General features: G+C 69.6%; 24 protein-coding genes and 1 tRNA gene. 7 read left to right on the top strand and 18 right to left on the bottom strand.

All coding sequences use genetic code 11. From position 1 onward, the window contains the following. Positions 1-83 precede the first annotated feature (83 nt). A complete protein-coding gene (locus M3190_RS09010; protein WP_251580633.1) occupies positions 84-818 on the top strand; it encodes an alpha/beta fold hydrolase in 735 nt (244 codons plus the stop codon). Positions 819-946: 128 nt separating this feature from the next. After that, complete coding sequence (gene rpsT / locus M3190_RS09005; protein ID WP_036308757.1) at positions 947-1,207, top strand: 30S ribosomal protein S20; 261 nt, start codon at positions 947-949, stop codon at positions 1,205-1,207. 61 nt (positions 1,208-1,268) lie between these two features. On the opposite strand, the gene holA is transcribed toward rpsT, so the two are convergent. The 5 genes from holA to M3190_RS08980 form a co-directional block, all read right to left on the bottom strand. Then, positions 1,269-2,303 (bottom strand): DNA polymerase III subunit delta, encoded by a 1,035-nt coding sequence (gene holA, locus M3190_RS09000; protein ID WP_251580632.1) that lies wholly within the window; start codon positions 2,301-2,303, stop codon positions 1,269-1,271. Positions 2,304-2,348: 45 nt separating this feature from the next. Continuing rightward, the gene (locus M3190_RS08995) at positions 2,349-4,646 is read right to left on the bottom strand and encodes a ComEC/Rec2 family competence protein (RefSeq protein WP_251580631.1); all 2,298 of its coding nucleotides are present in this window, start codon (positions 4,644-4,646) and stop codon (positions 2,349-2,351) included. Beyond that, positions 4,643-5,233 carry a ComEA family DNA-binding protein gene (locus M3190_RS08990; RefSeq protein WP_251580630.1) on the bottom strand — a complete coding sequence of 197 codons (591 nt, stop codon included), beginning with the start codon at positions 5,231-5,233 and terminating at the stop codon, positions 4,643-4,645. The genes M3190_RS08995 and M3190_RS08990 overlap by 4 nt, the downstream gene beginning before the upstream one ends. Before the next feature lie 115 nt (positions 5,234-5,348). Continuing rightward, entirely contained in the window at positions 5,349-7,928 is a 2,580-nt protein-coding gene (gene leuS / locus M3190_RS08985; RefSeq protein ID WP_251580629.1) for a leucine--tRNA ligase, read from the bottom strand. 68 nt (positions 7,929-7,996) lie between these two features. Next, positions 7,997-9,283, bottom strand: a complete 1,287-nt coding sequence (locus M3190_RS08980; protein WP_251580628.1) for an anthranilate synthase component I family protein — start codon at positions 9,281-9,283, stop codon at positions 7,997-7,999. 33 nt (positions 9,284-9,316) lie between these two features. On the opposite strand from M3190_RS08980, the gene M3190_RS08975 reads away from it, so the two are divergent. Genes M3190_RS08975 through M3190_RS08960 form a run of 4 tightly spaced genes read left to right on the top strand, consistent with a single transcriptional unit; the run spans position 9,317 to position 12,630 of the window. Continuing rightward, positions 9,317-9,994: a DedA family protein gene (locus M3190_RS08975; protein WP_251580627.1), complete on the top strand. Its 678-nt coding sequence runs from the start codon at positions 9,317-9,319 to the stop codon at positions 9,992-9,994. A gap of 4 nt (positions 9,995-9,998) precedes the next feature. Then, positions 9,999-11,045: an App1 family protein gene (locus tag M3190_RS08970; protein ID WP_251580626.1), complete on the top strand. Its 1,047-nt coding sequence runs from the start codon at positions 9,999-10,001 to the stop codon at positions 11,043-11,045. Between the two features lie 10 nt (positions 11,046-11,055). Then, positions 11,056-11,763 (top strand): SOS response-associated peptidase, encoded by a 708-nt coding sequence (locus M3190_RS08965; protein WP_251580625.1) that lies wholly within the window; start codon positions 11,056-11,058, stop codon positions 11,761-11,763. A 9-nt stretch (positions 11,764-11,772) separates the two neighbouring features. Beyond that, positions 11,773-12,630, top strand: coding sequence for a 3-methyladenine DNA glycosylase (locus M3190_RS08960; protein ID WP_251580624.1), 858 nt, complete (start codon positions 11,773-11,775; stop codon positions 12,628-12,630). 9 nt (positions 12,631-12,639) lie between these two features. Here M3190_RS08960 and nagE read toward each other — a convergent pair whose 3' ends face one another. Next, positions 12,640-14,559: an N-acetylglucosamine-specific PTS transporter subunit IIBC gene (gene nagE / locus M3190_RS08955; protein ID WP_251580623.1), complete on the bottom strand. Its 1,920-nt coding sequence runs from the start codon at positions 14,557-14,559 to the stop codon at positions 12,640-12,642. A gap of 163 nt (positions 14,560-14,722) precedes the next feature. On the opposite strand from nagE, the gene M3190_RS08950 reads away from it, so the two are divergent. Further along, on the top strand, positions 14,723-14,929 hold the full coding sequence (locus M3190_RS08950) for a hypothetical protein (RefSeq protein ID WP_251580622.1): 207 nt from the start codon (positions 14,723-14,725) through the stop codon (positions 14,927-14,929). On the opposite strand, the gene M3190_RS08945 is transcribed toward M3190_RS08950, so the two are convergent. From M3190_RS08945 to obgE, 12 genes are all read right to left on the bottom strand, one after another. After that, complete coding sequence (locus tag M3190_RS08945; protein ID WP_251580621.1) at positions 14,912-16,078, bottom strand: low temperature requirement protein A; 1,167 nt, start codon at positions 16,076-16,078, stop codon at positions 14,912-14,914. The genes M3190_RS08950 and M3190_RS08945 overlap by 18 nt on opposite strands. Positions 16,079-16,097: 19 nt before the next feature. After that, on the bottom strand, positions 16,098-16,634 hold the full coding sequence (locus M3190_RS08940; RefSeq protein ID WP_251580620.1) for a hypothetical protein: 537 nt from the start codon (positions 16,632-16,634) through the stop codon (positions 16,098-16,100). Positions 16,635-16,800: 166 nt separating this feature from the next. Beyond that, positions 16,801-17,106 carry a biopolymer transporter Tol gene (locus tag M3190_RS08935; RefSeq protein WP_251580619.1) on the bottom strand — a complete coding sequence of 102 codons (306 nt, stop codon included), beginning with the start codon at positions 17,104-17,106 and terminating at the stop codon, positions 16,801-16,803. A 156-nt stretch (positions 17,107-17,262) separates the two neighbouring features. Further along, the gene (locus tag M3190_RS08930; RefSeq protein ID WP_251580618.1) at positions 17,263-17,682 is read right to left on the bottom strand and encodes a hypothetical protein; all 420 of its coding nucleotides are present in this window, start codon (positions 17,680-17,682) and stop codon (positions 17,263-17,265) included. Between the two features lie 100 nt (positions 17,683-17,782). Further along, positions 17,783-17,858: transfer RNA gene (locus tag M3190_RS08925), tRNA-Ala, on the bottom strand. A 72-nt stretch (positions 17,859-17,930) separates the two neighbouring features. Next, positions 17,931-18,308: a ribosome silencing factor gene (gene rsfS / locus M3190_RS08920; protein ID WP_064002207.1), complete on the bottom strand. Its 378-nt coding sequence runs from the start codon at positions 18,306-18,308 to the stop codon at positions 17,931-17,933. Beyond that, positions 18,308-19,522 carry a hypothetical protein gene (locus M3190_RS08915; protein WP_251580617.1) on the bottom strand — a complete coding sequence of 405 codons (1,215 nt, stop codon included), beginning with the start codon at positions 19,520-19,522 and terminating at the stop codon, positions 18,308-18,310. Before M3190_RS08915 ends, rsfS begins: the two co-directional genes overlap by 1 nt. Then, positions 19,519-20,115 (bottom strand): nicotinate-nucleotide adenylyltransferase, encoded by a 597-nt coding sequence (gene nadD / locus M3190_RS08910; RefSeq protein ID WP_251580616.1) that lies wholly within the window; start codon positions 20,113-20,115, stop codon positions 19,519-19,521. The genes M3190_RS08915 and nadD overlap by 4 nt, the downstream gene beginning before the upstream one ends. Before the next feature lie 10 nt (positions 20,116-20,125). Next, complete coding sequence (locus M3190_RS08905; protein ID WP_251580615.1) at positions 20,126-20,350, bottom strand: hypothetical protein; 225 nt, start codon at positions 20,348-20,350, stop codon at positions 20,126-20,128. A gap of 44 nt (positions 20,351-20,394) precedes the next feature. Further along, positions 20,395-21,654 carry a glutamate-5-semialdehyde dehydrogenase gene (locus tag M3190_RS08900; protein ID WP_251580614.1) on the bottom strand — a complete coding sequence of 420 codons (1,260 nt, stop codon included), beginning with the start codon at positions 21,652-21,654 and terminating at the stop codon, positions 20,395-20,397. 43 nt (positions 21,655-21,697) lie between these two features. Then, positions 21,698-22,528, bottom strand: a complete 831-nt coding sequence (proB, locus tag M3190_RS08895; protein ID WP_251580613.1) for a glutamate 5-kinase — start codon at positions 22,526-22,528, stop codon at positions 21,698-21,700. Continuing rightward, entirely contained in the window at positions 22,525-24,030 is a 1,506-nt protein-coding gene (obgE, locus tag M3190_RS08890; protein WP_251580612.1) for a GTPase ObgE, read from the bottom strand. Before obgE ends, proB begins: the two co-directional genes overlap by 4 nt. Positions 24,031-24,039: the final 9 nt, after the last annotated feature.

Here is a 24,039-nt window from a genome sequence, read left to right as displayed (position 1 = left end):
TGGGACGCAGCCGGAACGGGGGCGGGTCCTGTGGAGCCGCCCCCGTTCCGCGTCCGCTGGCCGATGATTCGTAGGCTGGGGGCATGACGCCTCAGGTGGTGTTCGTCCACGGCATCCGCACCTCCGCGACCATGTGGCGCGCTCAACTCGCGCACCTGTCCGCGCTCGGCGTCGGCGCCACCGCGGTGGATCTACCTGGTCACGGCACTCGCATAAGCGAGACCTTCACGCTGGACGGTGCGTTCGAGACGATCGACGCCGCAGTGACGGATGCGGCGACCCGTGGACCCGTGCTCCTCGTCGCCCACTCGATGGGCGGGCTCGTCTCGATCGAGTACATGGGCAGGGAGCAGCCGCCGCCGGTCGGCGCGTTCATCGCCGCGGGCTGCACGTCGATCCCGCGCGGCGCGGGTCTCGCGCTGTATCGGACGCTGGCTCGAGGTTTCGACCGGCTCCCCAGGCGCGGTCAGCCCCTCACCGACATCGTGCTCGACCGGACGCTCCCGCCCGAGACCCGTGCGGACTTCGGCGCCGGCGGCTACGCGTACGACGCCCAGGACGTCGCCCTGCGGAGCCTGTCGGTGCTCGACCTCGTCACGTCGCTGAAACGGATCTCGGTGCCGATGTGGTTCGTCAACGGGCAGTGGGATCAGCTGCGGCTCAACGAACGCCTGTTCACGAGACTCACGCCCGAGGCCGAGCTCATCGTCGTGCCCCGGACATCCCATCTCGTCACCGCCATGCGGCCCCGCGTGTTCAACGCGATCGTCGACCTTGCCCTGGCGACAATGGCGCGCGAGCGGTCGACTTCGGGATGAGGCGCTCACCTGATAGAATCGGTTTTTGGCTTGCGTGTGGGTTCCTCCCTCACACGACCGCTGCGTGACAGCCCTCTTCTGTCGCCGGCACTTCCAACCGATAACTCCGAACGAAAGATACGTCGAACGTGGCGAACATCAAGTCGCAGATCAAGCGCAACAAGACCAACGAGAAGGCTCGCGAGCGCAACAAGGCCGTGAAGAGCGAGCTGCGGACCGTCGTCCGTCAGACCCGTGCGGCCATCTCGGCCGGCGACAAGGCTGCTGCCGAGAAGGCGCTGCTCAAGGCCACCAAGAAGCTCGACAAGGCCGTCAGCAAGGGCGTCATCCACGAGAACCAGGCGGCCAACCGCAAGTCCTCGATCGCCAAGCAGGTCGCCGCTCTCTGAGCCGCAACGTGTGACGAAGGCCCGTCCCCCTGGGGGCGGGCCTTCGTCGTTACCGGCGAGCTCAGGCGCCGTACGGCGCGCGGGTCGCGACGACGGTGACGAGGCGCTCCACCGCGAACACGGCATCACGGGACGCGCCCTTCACCTCGGCATCCGCGCGGGCGGCCGCCTGGATCGCGACACCCAGAGACGACTCGGTCCAGCCGGCGAGGTCGCGGCGGGCCCGGTCGACCTGCCAGTCCTTCATGCCGATGCGCGCGGCGAGGGCACCGGAGGGCTCGCGCGAACCGGCGACGCGCGCCATGGTGCGCAGTTTCGAGGCGATGGCCGCGACCATCGGGACCGGGTCGGCGCCCGAGGCGAGGGCGTGTCGGAGGGTGATCAGGGCGTCGCCATAACGCCCGGCGATCGCGGTGTCCGCAACGGCGAAGGCGGTCGTCTCGACGCGGCCGCCGTAGTAGCGCGTGACGATCTGCTCGGTGATGTCACCGTCGACGTCGGAGATCAGCTGCTGGCAGGCCGCGGCGAGCTCGGTGAGGTCGTCGGAGAACGCCGAGACGAGCGCGCGGAGGGCGGGCGGGGCGATCCGACGCTTCGCGGCCTGGAACTCCCCCGCGGCGAAGTCGAAGCGGTCGGAGTCGCGCTTGACGGCGGGGCAGGCGATCTCGATACCGCCGCCGACGCCGGATCGGAGGGTGTCGAGGAGCTTCTTGCCGCGGACGCTGGCACCCGTGTGACGCAGCACGATCGTCGCACCGTCCTGGGGTGCCTCGAGGTAGCGGATCGCCTCGGCGAGGAATGCGTCGGAGCATTTCTCCACGCCCGACACGCGGACGAGTCGCGGTTCGCCGAACAGCGACGGCGACGACACCGCCAGCAGAGTGCCGGGGGCGTAGTCGTCCGCGCGGATGTCGGTGACCTCGAGGCTCGGATCCTCGGCGCGCAGGTAATCACGGATGCCGGCGGTCGCCCGTTCCGCACAGACCTCCTCGGGCCCCGAGACGAGCACGACGGGCGCCGGCTGTGGCGCGCGCCACGAGATCTGCGGGATCGTCGACTTCGTCGTCTTCGCGGCGGGACGACGGGGGCTCGGCATGGGATCCAGCCTACCGAGGGCGGCGGACGGTGACGGGCGCCCCCGTCATCCTTCTCGTGAGCGCCAGAGGCGAAGGCCGTCATCGTCGCGCCAGAGGACGAGGTCCCCGGAGGTGTCGGTGCGCGCGACGGTGGCGCGCTCCTCCTCGAGGAGATCGAGGATCTCCGCGCGGGGGTGCCCATAGGGGTTCTCCCCCACGGTGACCAGCGCGATGCTCGGGCTGAGCCTGCGATAGAGCTCTCCGTCCTGGTCGGCACTGCCGTGGTGAGCGACCTTCACGACGGCGTAACCGCGGTCGACGGCTCCCGTCGCGACGAGCGAGCGCTGCGCCTGCGCGGAGAGGTCGCCGAGGAAGACGGCGTCGGGGACGCGGCATCCGGTGACGTCGACGATGACACTCGCGTCGTTGCCGGCGGGATAGACGGCGTCGTCCGGCTTCGGCCAGAGCGACCGCCACCGGCACTCCCCCAGCTCGCCGCCCTGACCGGCCGACACCTGTTGCGTCCGAGCGCCGGCGGAGGCGAGCCGTGCGACCACGTCGGCGGCGTCGGCGTCGGGGACGGGACCGTGCAGGACGAGATCCGCCCGCCCCGCGACGGCGTCGGCACCACCACGGTGGTCCAGATCGAAGTGGGTCAGCACGAGGATGTCGATGCGGTCGATCGCGAACCGGTCCAGGCACGCCGTCAGCGCAGCCGGCTCGGGTCCAGCGTCGATGAGCATGACCGCGTCGGCGGAGCGCACGAGGACGGCATCTCCCTGACCGACCTCGCAGGCGGCGATGGCCCAGTCGGTGGGCACCCGCGTGCGGTCGAGCAAGGTCCGGACAGGGCCGGAGGCGGCGACGACGAGGACTGCCGCGGCCAATGTCCACGCCGCCGCTCGGCGCAGCCGGTGCCGGCGCGCCGCGATCGCCGAACCGATCGCGGCGCCGGTGATCGCCAGCGCAAGCAGGCCGGGCAGCCCCTCGAGCCACGGGAGGGATGCCCCCGGCAGCCGGGCGGCGAGGTCCGCCGTGCCCGCGATCCACGCGGCCGGCAACCACGCGAGCGCGGACAGTCCTTGCGCCAGGACGGGCACCGGCAGGGCGAGGCACGCCAGCAGTCCGAGCACCGTCGCCACAGGTGCTGCCGGTCCCGCGAGCAGATTCGCGAGCACGCCCACCAGCGGCACGGTCGGCTCGATGAGCACGAGCAGCGGACCACACGCCAATTGCGCGGCGAGGGGCACCGACAGCGCGAGGGCGGCGGGCGACGGCATCCATCTGGACAGGCCGTCGGCGAGAGGGCCGGCGAAGAGCAGGAGCGATCCCGTGGCGACCGCGGACAGGGCGAAGCCGAGCGACGCCGCGAGCCACGGATCGAGGATGAGGAGCAGACAGACGGATGCCGCGAGCACCGACACACCCGCACCGATGCGTCCGAGCAGCAGACCGAGCATCGCGATCGCCGCCATCGCGCCCGCCCGGACGACGCTCGGTTCCGGCGACACGAGGACGACGAAGGCGACCAGGGTTCCGAGCCCGGCGGCGACGCGGATGCCGCGTCTCGCCCTGCACAGGGCAGCGATACCGAAGGCGATACCGACGACGAGCGCGCAGTTCGCCCCGGAGACCGCGGTGAGGTGAGACAGCGAGGACGCTGTCATCCGTTGGTCGAGCTCGTCGGTGACGGCGGACGTGTCGCCGACGGCCAACCCCGGCACGAGCCCGGCACCGGGGTCGGGTAGTCCCTCGATCGCGGCCACGAGTCCTGTCCGCAGACTCGCAGCGACGGCGAGGGGCCCCTCCGGCGCTCGCTCGATCGCGAGCTCGGACGCCTCGACCACGAGCACGGCGCGGTCGGTCGCATCGGCGCGGAACGCCGTCCCGAGCGCCGTCGCACGCGCACCCAGATCGAGCCCGGGTGGACGGTCGGATGCGCGGACCAGCACGGGTGCCGAGAGCGCCAGGGTCTCGTCGCCGATGGTCACCGATCGCGTGATCGCGTCGAAGCGGAAACCGGTCGCGGAGCGCTCGACCTTCCCGACGACGTCGACCTCGAAGGCGACGCTGCGGCCGCCGTCGATCCTCAGATCGGCCGCCGCGTCCCTGGCCGGCTGGACGACGGCGACGTGGGATGCGGCGGCCCCCGCGACCGCCATCGAGACCGCGATGAGGGTCAGCAGGGTCGGTCGCGCGCGACGCACCGCGGCAACCAGCAGCGAGACCGCTGCGAGCCAGAGGACGACGGCGGACGCCGCCGCCTGCTGCGGGAAGGCGATCGCCGCGCCGGCGCCCGCCCACGCCGTGACGGCCACGGGGAGCAGGCGGAGATCGCGACGACGGGCGGTCCGGATGCTCACACGGTCACCAGGTCGCGGAGTGAGGCCAGCATCTTCTCGCCGATCCCGGGGACGGCCATGAGGTCGTCCACGCTCGTGAACCGACCGTTGGCCTCGCGCCAGTCGAGGATGCGCTGCGCGATCGCCGGTCCGATCCGCGGCAGGGTGTCGAGCGCGGCGAGGTCGGCGGTGTTGAGGTTCACGCGGCCGTCGCCCTCGGGCGCTGCCGGAGCCGCGGCATCCGTGCCCTCGGCGCCTTCGGCGGGGACGACGAGCTGCTCGCCGTCGCTGACCGGTCGCGCGAGGTTGACCGCCTCGCGCGACGCCTGGGCGGTGAAACCGCCCGCCGCGGCGACGGCGTCGACGACGCGCGCACCCTGGTCGAGTCGGTACAGCCCCGGGTCAGCGACCTCTCCCGACACGTGCACGTAGACGGTCGCCGGGGCCACCGTCTCCGAGGCGACGTCCGGGACCGTCTCGATCGCCGCGTCGGCGCCGGTGCGGACGATGCCGATCGCGATCGTGACCGCGGCGACGGCGACGACCAGGGTGACCGCCGCGCCGATCCCCAATCGGCGACGCGAGCCCGGCACCGTCTGCGCACCCATGACCCCGATCCTCCGACCGGGCGCGAGCCACAGCGCCCGCGCCCCGGCATCCGTGGAAGACCTGGGTCACCGGGCCGGAGGTGGAGGAGACGCCGCGGTCAGCCCGCGGCGTAACTCACGCGACGGTGAAGCTGACGACCTTCGGTGCACGCACGACCGCGCGGGTGATCTGCTTGTCGCCGATCGCGCGACGCACCTTCTCGTCCGCGAGCGCGAGCTGCTCGAGCTCCTCGCCCGAGACCTTCGCCGAGACAGAGAGGGTGCCGCGCACCTTGCCGTTGATCTGGACTACCGCCGTCACGGACTCCTCGACGAGCAGCGTCGGGTCGGCCTGACGCCAGGGGACGACGCCGACGAACGGCTCGTACCCGAGGATCTCCCACATCTCCTCGGCCGTGTGCGGCGCGAACAAGTCGAGGATCATCGCGACGGCCTCGGCCGCCTCGCGGACCGCGGGGTCGGCGGCACCGGCGCCCGAATCGATCGTCTTGCGCGTCGCGTTCACGAGCTCCATCAGACGCGCGACGACGACGTTGAACTTCGACTGCTCGACGAGACCGACCACATCCGCCCACAGGCGGTGCGTGACGCGGCGGAGCGCGGTGTCACCGTCGGCCCACACGACATCGGTCGGACTCGCGACGTCCGCGGCGACGCGCAGGGCGCGCGCCAGGAACTTCTGGGCACCCGTCGTCGAGACGTCCTCCCAGTTGATGTCGTCCTCGACCGGTCCGGCGAAGGCGATCGCGACGCGGACGGCATCCGCTCCGGGGTCCTCCATGCTCGAGGCGAACTCGACCAGGTTGCCCTTCGACTTCGACATCTTCGAGCCGTCGAGGAGCACCATCCCCTGGTTGATGAGGCTCGTGAAGGGTTCGGTGAAGTCGACGAGGCCCATGTCGAAGAGGACCTTCGTGATGAAGCGCGCGTACAGCAGGTGCAGGATCGCGTGCTCGACACCGCCGATGTAGGAGTCGACGGGAGCCCACTTGGATGCCTCGGCCGTCGGGAACGGCTCGGTCGCCCCATTCGGGGCCAGGAAGCGGAGGAAGTACCACGAGCTGTCGACGAAGGTGTCCATCGTGTCGGGGTCGCGGAGTGCCGGCTCACCGGTCTCGGGGTCGACCGTCGACATCCACTCGGTCGCGCCGCCCAGCGGCGACGTGCCCTTCGGCTTCAGGTCCAGGCCCTTCGCATCGGGCAGCACGACGGGCAGCTGCTCGTCGGGAACAGGGACGATCCGGCCGTCCTCGGTGTGGATCATCGGGATGGGGGTTCCCCAGAAGCGCTGACGCGAGATCAGCCAGTCACGCAGGCGGTACGTCTTCGCGGCGCGACCGGTGCCGGCTGCGGTGAGCTCCTCGATGGCACGCGCGATCGCGTTGCGCTTGGACAGACCGTTGAGCGAGCCCGAGTTGATGAGGCGTCCGTCTCCCGTCAGCGCGGTCCCCGTGCGAGCGGGATCGATCGATTCCAGGTCATCCCCGACGGGCACGCCGTCCTCGTCGACCTCGATGACCGGGATGGCACCGGTGACCGGCGCCGTCGTGTCGACGACGACCTTCACGGGCAGGTCGAAGGCGCGCGCGAAATCGAGGTCGCGCTGGTCGTGGGCGGGCACCGCCATGACGGCACCGTGACCGTAGTCGGCCAGGACATAGTCCGCGGCCCAGATCGGCAGGCGCTCGCCGTTGATCGGGTTGATGGCGAAGCGGTCGAGGGCCACACCCGTCTTGGGACGGTCGGCGGTCTGCCGCTCGATCTCACTCGTCTTCTGCACGGTCTCCAGGTAGTCCTGGAACCGCATCCGCACGTCCGGCGACGACCCCGCGGCCAGCTCGGCGGCCAGGTCGGAGTCCGGCGCGACGACCATGAAGGTGGCGCCGTGCAGGGTGTCGGGGCGCGTGGAGAACACCGTGATCTTCTCGTCGCGTCCCTCGATCTCGAAGTCGATGTCGGCGCCGATGGACCGGCCGATCCAGTTGCGCTGCATCTGCAGCACCTTGTGCGGCCAGAACCCCTCGAGCTGGTTGAGGTCGTCCAGAAGACGGTCGGCGTACTCCGTGATCTTGAAGTACCACTGCGTCAGCTTCTTTTTAACGACCTCGTAGCCGCACCGCTCGCAATGGCCATCGACGACCTGCTCGTTCGCGAGCACCGTCTGGTCGTTCGGGCACCAGTTGACGGCGCTCTGCTTGCGGTACGCGAGGCCGCGCTCGTAGAGACGCTGGAACAGCCACTGGTTCCAGCGGTAGTACTCGGGGTCGCTCGTGTGGAGCACGCGGCTCCAGTCGTAGGACGACCCGAACGCGCGGAAACTCGTCTTGTGCTGGGCGATGTTGTTGTACGTCCACTCGCGCGGGTCGGAACCGGCGCCACCCTTGATGGCGGCGTTCTCGGCCGGGAGGCCGAACGAGTCCCACCCGATCGGGTTCAGGACGTTGTAGCCGCGGTGCCGCCAGAAGCGGGCCACCGCGTCGACGTACGCGTAGTTCTCCGCGTGACCCATGTGCAGGTCGCCCGACGGGTACGGGAACATGCCGAGCACGTACTTGCGCGGACGTGTGTCCTCGTCACCGCCGGCCTTGAACGGGTCGGCCTCCGCCCAGCGGGTCTGCCACTTGGTCTGAATGGCGCGGGGGTCGAAGCTCGTCTGCTCGGGAGTCGATGCGTCGTGGGAGGTGCTGGTGGACACGGTGAACCAATCGTGCAAAGTCGGGAGGGCGCGCGAAAGCGCCTTTTCAGCCTAGCGGACCGGGACTTTCACCAGCCCGGGGGCAGCTCCGCGCCCAGAGCGGCGAGCGGTGCGCGGGCCTTGATGCCGACCTCCGCGACCTCGTCCGCGGCGACGGAGCCCCACGTGATCCCGCCGCCGGCGCCGACGTACGCCCCCTGCGGATGGACCACGATCGAGCGGATGACCATCGCGAGATCGAGACCCCCGTCATCCCCCACCCACCCGAAGCAGCCCGCGAACACCCCTCGCGGCGCCCCCTCGAGGCGATGGAGGATCTGCATCGCCGAGAGCTTCGGCGCTCCCGTCATGCTGCCGGCGGGGAATGCGGCCTCCCACAGCTCGCCGACGGTCGTGCCGGCTCGCAGCCTTCCCGCGACGGTGCTCACGAGCTGGTGCACCGCAGGGTACGACTCCACGTCGAGCAGTCGTTCCGCGGCCACCGAGCCCGCGTCGCACACGCGCTGGAGGTCGTTGCGCATGAGGTCGACGATCATGACGTTCTCGGCCTGCTCCTTCTCACTGCCGCGCAACTCGGCGGCGAGGGCCGCGTCGCGCGGCGGGTCCGCGGAGCGCGGGCGCGTCCCCTTGATGGGGCGGGTGCGGACGATGCCGTCCTCGACGGCGAGGAACTGCTCCGGTGAGGCGCTCGCCAGCGCCCATCCTCCGCTCCGGATGAAGCCGCCGTGGTGGGCCGGCGTCGCCGCCCGTAGTCGCAGGTACGCGCGGACAGGATCCACGGATGCCGACGTCTCGAAGCGCGTCGTCAGACACAGCTGATATGCGCGCCCCTCACGGATCTCCTCTCGACACTGCTCGATCAGAGCTGCGTACTCCGACGGCTCGTGCCGCGCCGTCACCGCGACGCTCGGCGCGGGATCCGGCACAGAGGTCGCTCGCCACTCGGTCGCCTCGATCTCGTCCATGAAAGCGGTCAGCTGCTCCTGGGCAGCGAACACGACGACGCGACGTGCCGCGTGGTCGAACCCCAGCATCCGCTCGACGCGCAGCCAGAGCTCCCCCGGCCCCTGATCGACCGAGGCCGGCGACCCCGCCCGGGCGGCCGCGTCGTCGTATCCGGCCCAGCCCACCCAGCCGCCGCGGAACGGACCCGCGGAGCGGTCGCCGCCACCCGCCGCCACGACATCGCGCGGAGCCGACGAGCGGATGCCGCTGCCCACCCAGCTCCATCCCTCCGACGCGTCGGGGCCGGCGTCGAGCCAGAAGACGTCGTCCGCGGGGGCGAACAGGCCCAGGAAGACGACGGCGGGATCCACCCATCCCGCAAGGGTGCGGGAGGCCAGGTCGCTCGACATCCCTTCAGGGTAGACGGCGGATAATCTGAGGTCGTGAACGAGATCCTGGACTGGCTGCTCGGCACCGTCCAGGCTGTCGACCCGGTCGTGCGGACGATCGTCGCCGGAGTCGCGATGATGCTCGAGACGAGTGTTCTCGTGGGGCTCGTCGTACCGGGCGACTCGATCGTCATCGTCGCCGGCACCGCCGTGGACACCTTCCCGGAGGGCGCGTGGCTCGTTGCGGCGGTCCTCGTCGGTGCGCTCCTCGGTGAGAGCATCGGTTTCGCCCTGGGCCGCTGGCTGGGTCCCCGCATCCGCTTCTCGCGTGTCGGCCGACTCATCGGCGAACGCAACTGGGTCCGTGCCGAGCTGTACCTGCGCCGGCGAGGCGGACCGGCCATCTTCCTGTCGCGCTTCCTGCCTGTCCTCCACTCCCTCGTGCCCCTCACGGTCGGGATGAGCGGGTTCGCCTACCGTCGCTTCCTCGCCTGGACCATCCCCGCCTGCACCCTCTGGTCGGTCTCCTACGTCGCGGTCGCCGCCGCAGCGGCCGAGGGATATCGCGAGCTCTCCGACAACCTGCACTACGCGGGGTACGTCTTCGTCGGCGTGATCGCTGCGTTCCTCGTCCTCGTCTACGTCGTCAAGCGGGTCATCAGCGCGCGCGAGGCGCGCCACCTCGCCGACGAGGATTCCGCGGGGGTCGACGCCGACGACGTGAAAGACTGAACCGATGGCTTCCCCTGCTTCGCCCCCGATGAAGGTGCTCTGGCTCGCGCGCTTGGAGTACAGGTTCCACGCCTGGCGTGAGAGGCGCGCCCGGGCCCACGGACGGACGGCGACCGTGGCCGCCTTCCCGGGGTACGGCAGCACCGAATGGGTGCGTGTGCTCGGCAGGGTCCTCATCCCGCCGAAGGCGAAGAAGCGCGAGCGCGGCGACTACGCGGGCGTGCGTGGATGGCGCAGTTTCGCGTCCGTTCCGGTCGCGCACGCGACGGTCACCGTGGTCGTGAACGGTGTGCCGCACGAGGTGACCGCCGACCGCGGCGGCGTGGTCGATGCGGTGCTGCCTGCCACCCTCGCCCCCGGATGGCAGAACGTCACGATGAGCGTCGAGGACGCCGAGCCCGTCGAGGCGCGCGTGTTCGTGGTCGGCGACGACATCCGCTTCGGGATCATCTCCGACGTCGACGACACCGTCATGGTCACGGCGCTCCCCCGGCCGTTCATCGCCGCCTGGAACTCGTTCGTCCTCAACGAACATGCTCGGCAGCCGGTGCCCGGGATGGCGGTCCTCCTCGAGCGGCTGGCACGCGAGAACCCTGGCGCGCCCGTCATGTATCTCTCCACGGGAGCCTGGAACGTCGCCCCGACCCTCGCCCGCTTCCAGCGGCGGCACCTCTTCCCGATGGGCGCCATGCTCCTCACCGACTGGGGTCCGACCCACGACCGCTGGTTCCGCAGCGGCAAGCTGCACAAGCAGGAGAGCCTCCGCCGGCTGGCGGAAGAGTTCCCGGACATCGACTGGCTCCTCATCGGCGACGACGGTCAGCACGACGACGAGATCTACACGCAGTTCACGATCCAGCATCCGGATCAGGTCGCCGCCGTCGCGATACGTCGGCTGACGCCCGCAGAGGCCGTCCTCGCCGGTGGCCGCACCGCCGTCGACGACCACAGCGCCGCCGGAGTGCCCTGGGTGACCGGCGACGACGGCGCCGAACTGCTCGACCGACTGACGGACGTCGACATCGTCCGCGATGTCCCTCCCTCCTCCTAGGCTGTCAGCCATGTGTGGTCGCTTCGTCGTCGCGAACGTCGCCTCCGAGCTCGTCGGCGTCCTGCGCGTCGACGTCGAGAGCGACGATCTGCCCGCGCCGTCCTACAACATCGCCCCGACCTCGCAGGTCGCGATCGTGCTCGACTCCGCGAAGACCGACCCGCCGACCCGGCGTCTCGAGCCGGCGCGGTGGGGGCTCGTCCCGTCGTGGGCGAAGGACGTGAAGGTGGGTGCCCGTGCCTTCAACGCCCGCTCCGAGGAGATCGAGGACAAGCCGATGTTCCGGCAGGCCCTCATCAAGCGGCGCGCCATCGTCCCGGCGACGGGCTATTACGAGTGGCAGACGACCGACGAGGGCAAGACGCCGTACTTCATCCACCCCGCCGACGGCTCACCGCTCCTGTTCGCCGGGCTGTACGAATGGTGGAAGGACCCCGCCAAGGCCGACGACGATCCCAGCCGGTGGCTGCTGTCGTTCACCATCCTCACCCGCGAGGCGATCGATCCGCTCGGATCCATTCATGATCGGATGCCGCTGTTCCTCGACGCCGACTTCGCCGACGCATGGCTCGACACCGAAGTCGACAACGTCGGTGACCTGCTGGATGCCGCGATCGACGCCGCGCCGCAGGTGGTCGCGGGGCTGACCGACCACGTCGTCTCGAGCGCCGTCGGGAACGTCCGCAACGACTCACCCGACCTCATCGAGCCCGTCTGACCGTCGATCATGACGACCCTCACCGCGACCGTCCTGGATCGGTCGGAGTGGACCGAGCGGATGCAGGCCCACACCGCCCGCGCGGACGCGCTCACCGCCGCCCGGCGGCGGCGCGCTGCGCGCGGTGAGACGCATCCCGTCGACGACTTCCTGTACACCTACTACTCCTACAAGCCGGCGCTTCTCCGTCGATGGCACCCGGGCCGGGACGTCGCTCTCGACGACGCGACCGATGCACCACACGGCGCGTGGCGGTGGTACCGGTCCGAGGCCGGTGTGGTCGGCGCGGATGCCGAGGCGTTCCTCATCGAGAAGCGTCCGCTCGTGCGCGCGATCCGCGGCATCCTCGCCGGTGCCCTCGGCCGCACGGGATCGTATGGCTGCTTCGGCATGCATGAATGGGCGATGGTGTACCGAGACCGTGAGACGCGGCATCCGGTCCCGCTCCGACTCGGCGCCGCGGGGACGGACGCCGTCGTCGAGGCGCACGACGTCCGCTGCACGCACATCGACGCGTTCCGGTTCTTCACACCCGACGCGGTCCCCCGCAACCGCTTCGCGCCGACACGCGAGACACAAGCGGCCATGGAGCAGCCGGGCTGCCTGCACGCCGGCATGGATCTCTACAAGTGGGCGGTGAAGCTGGGGCCTCTCGCCCCGGGTGAGCTCCTGCTCGACGCCTTCGAGCTCGCCCGCGACATCCGCGAACTCGACATGCGCGCGTCGCCTTACGACCTCGAGGCATGGGGGTACGCTCCGGTCCCCGTCGAATCGCCGGAGGGGAAGGCGCAGTACGTCGCCGCGCAGCGCGCATTCACGACGCGGGCACAGCCGATCCGCGCGGCGCTGCTGGCACGGATCGGCTGACCCCGCATCTCACCCGAGCTCGATGCGCGCCTGCGGGTTGTTCAGAACGACGATCGGCGTGATCGGGGAATGGCCCGCGGCCAAGATCTTCGCCCGATCGAAGCGGATCAGTCCGTCACCGGTGGCGACCCGCTGGCCGGCGGAGACGAGCGTCTCGAATCCGTCGCCCTTCATCGCGACGGTGTCGATGCCGACATGGATCAGCAGTTCGGTCCCGTCGTCGAGTCGCAGCCCGATCGCGTGGCCCGTCGGAAAGACGCTTTCGACGGTGCCGTCGGCCGGCGCGGCGATGACATCGCCGGTGGGATCGATCGCCGCCCCCGGGCCCATCGTGCCGTCGGCGAACATCTCGTCGGGCACCTCCGTCAGCAAGAGCACGCGCCCCGCAACAGGTCGGCGAAGTCGCACGATGTCCGGCGCCTGCGTCGCCTGCGCGACGGTCGCGCCCGTCGACGAGAGCGGTGCCGCAGACGCAGCGCGGCCCGCGATGACGTCCTCCATCGCGTCCTTCACGAACTGCACGTTGAGTCCGTAGACGACCTGAACGGAATGACCGCCCGGCTTGATCGTGCCCGCCGCTCCGGCGCGCTTGAGGGCGGCCTCATCGACGCGCGCGACGTCGGCGATCTCCATGCGCAGGCGTGTCGCGCAGTTGTCGAGCTCGACGATGTTCTCGCGTCCGCCGAGAGCGTCGACGAAGCGTTCCGCCGTCGAATGGAAGTCGCCGCGAGGCGCGGCATCCGTCGCCTCGTCGTCGAGGGCGTCGTCGTCCTCGCGTCCGGGGGTCTTGAGATCGAACCGACGGATGATCCACCGGAAGACGAGGAAGTAGATCACGAACCAGACGGGTCCCATGATCAGGATGATCCAGGGGTTCTCGGCCAGCGGGTTCGCCCACCCGAGAACCAGATCGATGAAGCCGCCCGAGAATCCGAAACCCATGCGCACCGGCAGAATCGCCGAGACGAAAAGAGAGATGCCCATGAAGACCGCGTGGATGAGGTACAGCCACGGGGCGAGGAACATGAACGAGAACTCGAGGGGCTCGGTGACACCGACGAAGAAGGACGAGATGGCTCCCGAGAGCAGGATGCCGGCGGCCACCTTGCGTCGTGTCGTCTTGGCTGTCACGTACATCGCGAGCGCGGCGCCGGGGAGGCCGAACATCATGACGGGGAAGAAGCCCGTCATGTACTGCCCGGTGACGCCGTAGACGCCGTCTCCCGCGGAACCCTGCAGGAAGTTGTTGAGGTCGTTGATGCCCGCCACGTCGAACCAGAACACGGAATTCAACGCGTGGTGCAACCCCAAGGGGATGAGCAGTCGGTTGAAGAATCCGTAGATGCCGGCGCCGACGGGACCGAGAGTCACGATCCACTCCCCGAAGCCCACCAGGCCGCCGTAGACGAACGGCCAGACGAACATGAGCACGATCGCGAGGATCAGTGACAACCCGGCGGTGACGATCGCAACCGAGCGCTTGCCGGAGAAGAACGACAGCGCATCCGGCAGCTTGGTGTCCTTGAAGCGGTTGTAGCACCAGGCGCCGATCAGCCCGCAGATGATGCCGACGAAGACGTTCTGCACCTTCGTGAAGGCCGGATCGACGTCGTCGACGGCGGCGCCGGTCAGCGCCCCGATCGTCGCCGGGCTCAGCATCGTCGTGACAGTCAGCCACGACACCAGCCCAGCGAGGGCGGAGGTGCCGTCGGACCTCTTCGCCATGCCGATCGACACGCCGACGGCGAACAGCAGCGCGAGGTTGTCGAGGAGGGCGCCGCCGGCCGCACTCAGGAACGCGGAGCCGACGTTGTCCGCGCCGCCGTTGGCGTTCTTGATCCAGTAGCCGATGCCGGACAGGATCGCCGCGACGGGCAGCACCGCCACCGGCAGCATCAGCGATCGGCCGAGCCTCTGGAAGAACTTCATCCGTCTCTCCGTTCCCGGCTCCCGGGGGGGGGTGGAGCCGAGCACGAGGTTACTCAGGGTCGGCGCCGGACGGCAGAGGGCACGCGGTCGAGGTCGGGGCCGCCGTCAACCCCTCGACGTTCGTGGGGGCGCTCGCGAGACTGGCAGGGTCGAAAGGATCATCGTGAGCGCTTACAGCACGTCCCACTCCCCCGAGCTCGACCGTTTCGTCGGTGGAGAGCAGGAGGGCCTCCCGCCCGCGCCGGAGGGCGCGCCCGATCCGTCCGACGCCGTCGCGCCCGATGACCGTTTCCACGCGCCGGAGGACGGCGATCTCACGGTCGACACGGTCGTGTCGGAGGAGGACCCGGACTCAGCCGACGAACCCTGATCGAGCCTGCTCGGTCATGGCGGGTGTGCGCCACACCAGGACGGCGACGACGAGGGCGAGGATCACGGCGGTCAGGGCGATCGGCACGGGGATGATCGGGTCGATCAGCACCAACAGCGCGCCGACCGGCACGACGGCGTTCACGACGCGATCAGCGTAGGGCCGGATCGCCAGCACCCAGATCACCCACACGAAGACCGCGATGGGCACGGTGTAGGTGAAAGCAGCCCACGGCGCCTGGAGTTCGCTGTGCCCGGTGAGGACGTCGATCTCGACCTCGATGCCGGCGGAGAAGGCGCCTGCGGCGGCGAACACGAAGTAGTGGCCGTAGCCGTAGACGAGGCTGTTCCGCAGCCGTCCGATCGCGTGGTGGTGCGGCGGCCAGAAGTAGATCCACCACAGCGCCGCGGTGACGACGAGTGTCAGGACGGAGACGCCGATCAGAGGCGCCAGCGCCTCATCGTCGTGCAGGGCTTCGAGGATGGCATTGGCTGAGGCGAGCAGGCTCTCACCGAGCAGGATCAGCGTGAACAGTCCGTACCGCTCGGTGATGTGGTGGGGATGCCACGGCGTGTTCCCCCGGGTCTCCGCGACCACCGGGACGGCGAGCTCCGCCAGAATCAGACCGATGATCGCGAAACGGAAGACACCCTCCGGCAGCGCGAGCGCGGCGACCCACAGGGCCTGCACAACGGTGATCCCACCGGCGTAGAAGAGGGTCGCCCGGCGCGCGGGGCCGGCTCTCCGGGATGCACGCAACCACTGCACCACCATCGCCAACCGCATGACGACGTAGCCCGCCGTGACGATGCGGAAGTCGCCGTCCACGAACGCAGGCTCGACGCCCGCCGCCAGGACGAGGACACCGCCCATCTGCAGGATCGTGAGCACGCGGTAGAGCCAGTCGTCGGTGTCGAAGGATGTCGCGAACCACGTAAAGTTCATCCACGCCCACCAGATGCTGAAGAACACGGAGGCGTAGCTGAGCACACCGTCGAGGACGTGATCCTCCGAGAGTGCGTGGTGGAGCTGGACGGCTGAGATGCTCACGGCGACGACGAACACGAGGTCGAAGAACAGCTCGAGAGAGGATGCGGCGCGCCCCTGCTCGTGCGGATCGCGAGGCCGCATCGGGACGAGTCGCAACATCGGCCCTCCGGTCCCCGCCCTAAGTGCCATCGACGAACTGATTCACGAGACGGTCCATCTCATCCCCGCATTCCTGTTCTTCATCGGCTGGGCACATGACGATGCCGGCTGGCAACGTGTCCAGGTAGGTCGTGTTCCCGATCCGGTAGGTGACCTGGATGCCGCGTCGCACAGACCGTTCCGTGAGTGCACCGCGGTACCCTATGAGGATCTGATAATGCCCGGACCCCGCTGGGATGCGGGCCCCTGCCGCCTCGAACGTCTCACCATCAAGTCCCTCCATCGGCGGATACTCGTCGAACGACTGCCAGGTGCCGTTTCTCCCCAGTGGTCCGGACAGCAGGGTGCCGATCACCGTCACCTCGTCGGAGTCGCCGACGGAACGGATCGACTCGATGACGACGTCGGCGTCGTCGGGCGCGGCGAACGTATCGAATCCGTCGGTGAACTCCATCTCCGGTCCGTCCACCACGTACACGTAGGCGTGCGGGCTCTCGGCGACATCCTGGAAGAGAGGACCGACCGGCGGGTTTGTGCACGCGGACAGGAGCGCCACCGTGCACACGGATGCCGGGACGGATGCCGACAATCGCCGGCGGCCCATCGCGTCACTCTTTCGGTGCGATTCCCGCATAGCCGCCCCTCCGTTCGAGATCGTAGCGAACACCCCCGCAGCAGGTGGGCGGCACGACCCGACAGGTGACACGGTGTCCACCGATCCGTCAGTTCTCGAGGTCCTCCAGCTCAGCGAGCGCCTGCTCCGCTCGGCGCAGACGCTCGTCCTCCGGCTCGTCCCACCAGTACGGACCCCGCTCCCCGAGCCCATGCTTGGCGAGGTCGACTCGCCGGCGGGCCGCCGATGTTGCATCGGGATCGCCCTGTGCGCGGCGCACCGCTGATCGGCCTCGCCCGAGATGGGAGGTCAGCGCCGCCACGAGATCCGCGGGCAAGGCCGGATCGGTGCGCCGCCATCGACGTCCGTTGACGACGAGCCAGCGTTCGTCGCCGGGAGGTGTCTCATCCGCCATCGGCATCCTTTCCGGTCGGGGTCGGCGAACCGCGGTGGCTGCTGCGCCTGACCGGGGCGACTGCGCAGAGCAAAAGCTGGGCGGCCGGTGCCGCCGTTGCCGAGAGAGGAGAACGCCCATTGAGACACCGCTCCTGGTGCGGCGAGCGATCCGGTGTCACGGGTGCTCACGCCGGAGCGCACGGCCGAAAGCGCGGACGACGAGCCAGAAGGTGAGAGTACCGACGAGCGCCACCGCAGCAACGAAGATCGCAACGGTGCCCCAGTTGCCGAAAAAGCCGGCGACGGCGAGACCGACACTGGCCGGGACGAGATTCGCGAGGAATGCAGCAGTCAACGGTGCGGAATCGCCGTCACCCTTATCCGCGAGCACGAGCACGAGCACGATGATGAAGGCGACCAACCCACCGGCGGAGTGCATCGCAAAGAAGTACCCGATGAGCTCCCCGTTCGTCGCGAAAGGGTTGAGCTCCGGCTGCGGGATCCAAACGGCTCCGATCGCCGCGAGAGCGGACAGTATGAGGACCGCGGCGAACAGAGCCAGGATCATCTTTATCTGGGTCGACGTGCGCTCCACGGGTTCCTCCTGCGGCCGGTGCCGTGCGCTCACCATCTCATGCCCAGGGGGGACGCGCACCTTTCCGCGAAACACAAAAACCCCGGTGAACCGGGGTGTTTGGTGGACCTGAGGGGACTCGAACCCCTGACCCCCTGCATGCCATGCAGGTGCGCTACCAGCTGCGCCACAGGCCCTTGGTCGCCGCTCGCGGCAACTCATTCAGCTTACTACACGCCGAGGAGTGCTCTGAACATGAGGCGACGTCGTCACTCGCTCGGGGTCGGCTCCGCGATCGTGACGGGGATGATCGGGCAGTCCTTCCACAGGCGCTCGAGCCCGTAGAAGACGCGCTCCTCCTCGTGGAAGACGTGCACGACGAGGTCGCCGAAGTCCAGCAGCACCCAGCGCGACTCGTCGCGCCCCTCACGCCGCAGCCGCTTCTGGCCGGCCTCGAGCATCTTGTCCTCGACCTCGTCCGCGATGGCGGCGACGTTGCGCTCGCTGTTTCCGGTCACGAGGAGGAAGGCGTCGATCAGTGGAAGGGGGCCGGAGACGTCGAAGGCGACGAGATCCGTACCGCCCTTGCTGTCGGCCGCGGCGGCGGCGACCTGGACGAGTTCGTGTGTGTGCTCTGCAGCGACCATCAGAAGTTTCCGTTCACAAGGATGAGGACGAGCACCGTTGCGATCGCGAGCCCGAGGGCGCCGGCGCAGATCGCGAGGGTCATCATGAGGCGGCTGCCCTTTTCGGGCGCCGGGGGGCGGATGATCTCATCCGCACTCTTGATCGTACTGATCGCCGCGGAGGCGGCGATCGGGGTCGGTGAGGATGCCGCAGGGAGTTCCCCGTCCATGAGGGCGGCGTCCGCGTCCTTGCCGTCCGACACACCCGGCGCAGCCCCGGTGGAGCCGAACGTGTCGGGCAACTGATAGCTGCCCGTGATGATGAGCTCGCCCGTGCCGAGGATAGGAACGGACAGGGAGCCGGTGTCCGGCGTCTGCGAGAGGATGAGAGCGTTCGGCGCCGAGGCCGAGCCGCTGCCTCCGCGGGTCAGGAGATGATCGAACGACGGGGGCAGGTCGACGTGGGCCGCCCCGTCCTCGAGCAGCTGCGCGCCGAGATCGGGCGCGACGACGCGCGCAGGCTCCTTTTCCTCCTCATCCGCAGCGGACCGCTCCTGTTGAGCACCGTCGGGCTCGCTCTCGACCGAGTCCTCGGCATCCGTGTCGACCTGCGCCTCGACGGGTTCCTCCCCCTCGGGGGACCCTGTTCCAGTCACGGGCCCGTCGTCGTGGGCCGGGGGTTCCGTCTCGAGACCCGGCTCCGAGTCGGAGCCTTGAGGCTCTTCCTCCACCTGCTCGACCGCATCGTCGACGGCCTCGCCGTCGGCGGGCTCGTCCGCTGCGACGGGCTCTTCGACCGGCTCATCGACCTCGGATTCGCCGGCATCCGCGGGGTGGCCTTCCGCCTCTTCCGCGTCGCCCGCGTCCTCGGTTGCGGCCGCGGGCACCAGCTCCACCTCGGGCTCCGTGCTCTCGACCTCGCCGGTGTCCGCCGGAACGACGTCCAGCGTCCCGGTGCGGAGCTTCTCGAGCAGGCGGGCCTGCCGCCGAGTGACCGGCTGCGCGTCCGGGTCCAGATCGGACAGATCGTCGAGCGCGATCGGCGTGCGCTCGGGCGCGACCTCGGCCTCGTGCGCGGCGGCGGCCTCGGCTGCCTCCTCTGCGGCGGCGTCCGACATCTCGGCATCCGCCTGCGCCTGCTCGGGCGTGATGATCGGCGTCGATGCCGTGTTGCGCAACTCGCGCAGCTGGCGCCGGGTGAGCGGCGGAGTGCTCGGCTGGTCAGGTGTACTCATGCCTTGCTCCGATACAGGTGATGCTTCGCAATGTATTGGACGACGCCATCCGGGACGAGGTACCAGACGGGGTGTCCACGGCTCACGCGGGCGCGGCAGTCGGTGGAGGAGATCGACAGGGCGGGGATCTCGAGTTTGCTGACGTCCTCAGCCGGGAGCCCATCCACGCTCAGCGTGTGTCCCGGGCGAGACACCGCGACGAAGTGTGCGAGCTCCCACAGCTCCGAGACGTCGCGCCAACCCAGGATCTGCGCGATGGCGTCCGCTCCGGTGATGAAGAACAGGTCCGCATCCGGCCGCTGCGCCTTGAGGTCGCGCAGGGTGTCGATCGTGTACGTCGCCCCCGTCCGGTCGACATCCACGCGACTCACCGTGAACATCGGGTTGGATGCCGTCGCGATGACGGTCATCAGGTAGCGGTGTTCCGCGGAGGAGACACCAGACTTCTGCCACGGCTGACCGGTCGGGACGAAGATCACCTCGTCAAGATCGAACGACTGTGCGACCTCGCTCGCCGCCACGAGGTGGCCGTGATGGATCGGGTCGAACGTGCCGCCCATCACACCGATTCGCGGTGCGCGCGTGGTTGCCATCGACACGGCGTCAGTGGTGGCCGTGGCCCGCCTGCTGCACGGGGTTCTTCGCGGCGTACGCCTCGGCCTTGTGAGCGTGGCGGTTGGCCACGTTGCGGTACGACACCGACACGAGCGCCAGCAGCATGAACAGCACGAAGGCGACCACGCCGTACACGAAGGTCGTGGCCATGACGTTGCCGCCGTGGTGCTCGGCCTCCGCCGCAGCGGAAACGATGGTCGTCACGAGGTTCATTCGGGCTCCGTTCGAGGGGTCGGGTGCAGCAACAGTTTAGGCGGTCAGGACCGGATCTGCCCGGCGCCCCGCGCCAGCCACTTCGTGGTCGTCAGTTCCGGCAGCCCCATCGGTCCGCGCGCATGGAGCTTCTGCGTCGAGATCCCGACCTCGGCGCCGAAACCGAACTCGCCGCCGTCGGTGAACCGCGTCGAGGCGTTGACCATGACGACAGCCGCATCCACCTCTGCGAGGAACCGCGCGGCGACGGCATCATCCGTCGTGATGATCGACTCGGTGTGCTGCGTCGAGTACCGGCGGATGTGCGCGAGCGCGTCGTCGAGGTCCTCGACCACGCGCACCGAGATGTCGAGGCTCATGTGCTCGGTCGCCCAGTCGTCCTCGGTGGCGGGGACCACACCGGAGACCAGGGAGGCCGTCGCCTCGTCGCCGTGCACCGTGACGCCCTGCGCCTGCAGTGCGGCCACGACGGTCGGCACGAGTCGCTTCGCGGCGCTGCGGTGAACGAGGAGCGTCTCGACTGCGTTGCAGACGCTGGGGCGCTGCACCTTCGCGTTGACGGCGATGTCGGTCGCCCAGTCGAGCGGAGCCGACTCGTCGAGCACGATGTGCACGACACCCGCACCGGTCTCGATGACGGGCACCGTGGACTCCGTGACGACGGTCTCGATCAGCTGCGCGCTGCCGCGCGGGACGAGAACGTCCACGAGGCCGCGAGCCCGCATGAGCGCGCGGGCGCCCTCGCGACCGAAGTCGTCGACGGTCTGGATGGCGTCGGGATCGACGCCCGCCTCGGCGAGGGCGCCGCGCATGACGGAGATCAGCGCGGCGTTCGAGGACTGCGCCGCACTCCCGCCGCGCAGCACGACGGCGTTGCCCGAGCGCAGCGCGAGGGCGGCGATGTCGACGGTCACGTTGGGGCGGGCTTCGTAGATGGAACCGATCACCCCGAACGGGACCGAGACCTTCTGCAGGTGGAGCCCGTTGGGCAGACGGCGCTCGTCGAGGACGCGGCCGACCGGGTCGGGGAGGTCGGCGACGTCGCGCACGGCCGCGGCGAGAGCACGCACCCTCTGGTCGTCGAGCGTCAACCGGTCGAGCAGCCCCGTCGACAGCCCGTCCGCACGACCGCGCGCCAGGTCGTCGGCGTTGGCGGCGACGATGGGCGCGACATTCGCCTCGATCGCGCCGGCGATCGAGCGCAGGAGCTCTGCCTTCGCGGCATCCGTCAACAGACCCACGGATCGGGACGCGGTGCGTGCCGCGTGCATGCGTTCCTGGGGTGTGGTCGCGGTGATCGTCATCCGCCAAGTCTAGAGCGGACGGATGCCGAGGCTCCCCTCCGTGTCAGGCGTCGGGGACCCGCACCGAACCCGTGATCGAGGGCGCGGCGGGCTCCGGGTTCGGAGCGAACCAGGTGCCCACCTCATCGCCCCGGAGCGCGGCGTGGACCAGGTCGGCGCTCGTCACGAGCACGGCGATCCCCGCCGTGGAAGCGAGTCGGGCTGCCGACACCTTGGTGGCCGCTCCGCCCGTGCCGACGCTGTTCACGACGACCGAGCCGAACTGGTAGCCGGCGAGGTCGTCACCGAACGCGACGTTGCGGATGGGAAGGGCGCCGGGCTCGTCCGGCGGCCTCGTGTACAGCGTCTCGATGTCGCTCAGCAGCACGAGCGCGTCGGCTCCGATCAACTGCGCGACGAGAGCCGCGAGACGGTCGTTGTCGCCGAAGCGGATCTCGTGCGTCGCGACCGTGTCGTTCTCGTTGACGATGGGCAGGATGCGGAGGCCGAGCAGTCGCTCCATCGCGCGTCGCGCGTTCGAACGGTGGGTCGGGTTCTCGAGGTCACCGGCTGTCAGCAGGACCTGACCCGCGACGATCTCGAACGGGCGCAGCGCCTCCTGGTACCGGTAGATCAGGACGTTCTGCCCGACCGCGGCCGCGGCCTGCTGCGTGGCGAGGTCACTCGGACGGGCATCGAGCAGCAGGAACGGCATCCCGGTGGCGATGGCACCGGACGAGACCAGCACGACCTCGGTCCCCCGTGCGTGGGCCTCCGCGAGGGCGTCGACGATCGGACCGATCTTGCCCGCGTTCTCGCCGCTGATCGACGACGAACCCACCTTGACGACGACACGTCGTGCGCCGGCGATCCCGCCGCGGTCCTGCAGGGTCACGACGCGTCCTCGTCCTCCCCGCGCACCGCGAGACGCTCGGACTCGAGCTCCGCACGGGCCTCGGCCTTCGCGTCCATCCGCTCGTGGTATCGGTCACGGCGCTGCGACGTGGTGCGTCGCGGATTGAGGTCGAGACGCGGGTCCGTGCCGCGGGGCGCGGTCATCAGCTCGGCCGCGGAGCTGAGCGAGGGGTGCCAGTCGAAGACGATGCCGTCGCCGGGTCCGATGACGACCGTCGAACCGGCCTGCGCTCCGGCGCGGAACAGCTCGTCCTCGACACCCAGCTTCTCGAGTCGGTCCGCCAGGAAGCCGACCGCTTCCTCGTTCTGGAAGTCGGTCTGCTGCACCCACCGGACCGGCTTCTCGCCCAGGATCCGGTAGATGTTCCCGTACGTGCCTCCCTCGACGCGGATCTCGAAATCCTTCGTCGCACCCTTGGGTCGGATGACGACACGCTCCGGCACGGGCGCTGCCGCGAGCGCCGCCCGGTGCTCCTCGACGATCTCACCCAGCGCGAACGTGAGCTGACGCAGACCGTCGCGACTGACCGTCGAGATGTCGAAGACGCGGAAACCGCGTGCCTCGAGGTCGGGCCGGACGAGGTCGGCGAGGTCCTTGGCCTCGGGGACGTCGAGCTTGTTGAGCGCGACGAGCTGCGGACGCTCGAGGAGCGGCACCTGCCCTTCGGGCACGGGGTAGGCCGCGAGCTCCGCGAGGATCACGTCGAGGTCGCTGATGGGGTCGCGCCCCGGTTCGAGGGTCGCGCAGTCGAGGACATGCACGAGAGCCGTGCAGCGTTCGACGTGGCGCAGGAACTCGAGCCCCAGGCCCTTCCCCTCGCTCGCGCCCTCGATGAGGCCCGGGACGTCGGCCACCGTGTAGCGCGCGTCGCCGGCCTGCACGACCCCGAGATTCGGGTGAAGAGTCGTGAACGGGTAGTCGGCGATCTTGGGACGGGCCGCGGAGATCGCCGCGATCAGGCTGGACTTGCCGGCGGACGGGAACCCGACGAGCGCGACGTCTGCGACCGTCTTGAGCTCGAGGTGGACGTCCCCCTCCCACCCAGGGGTTCCGAGGAGCGCGAAGCCGGGAGCCTTGCGCTTCGGATTCGCGAGAGCCGCGTTGCCGAGACCGCCCTGCCCACCCGGTGCCACCACGAAGCGGATGCCGGGAGTCGCCATGTCGATGAGCGTCTCGCCGTCATCGTCCTTGACGACCGTGCCCACCGGGACAGACAGTTCGAGGTCCTCGCCGGCGGCGCCCGAGCGGTTGTCACCCATGCCGAACCCGCCGTTGCCCGCAGAGCGGTGCGGCGAGTGGTGATACGACAGGAGCGTCGTCACCTGGGGGTCCGAGACGAGGACGATGTCCCCGCCGTGCCCGCCGTTGCCGCCGTCGGGGCCGGCGAGCGGTTTGAACTTCTCGCGGCGGACGGAGACACAGCCGTTGCCGCCCTTGCCCGCGCGCAGATGCAGCGTCACGCGGTCGACGAACGTCACCATGCGATGTCT

The organism is Microbacterium oleivorans (assembly GCF_023715745.1).
GTDB classification, from domain to species: Bacteria; Actinomycetota; Actinomycetes; order Actinomycetales; family Microbacteriaceae; genus Microbacterium; species Microbacterium oleivorans_D.
This window is presented reverse-complemented; position numbering and strand designations above follow the sequence as displayed.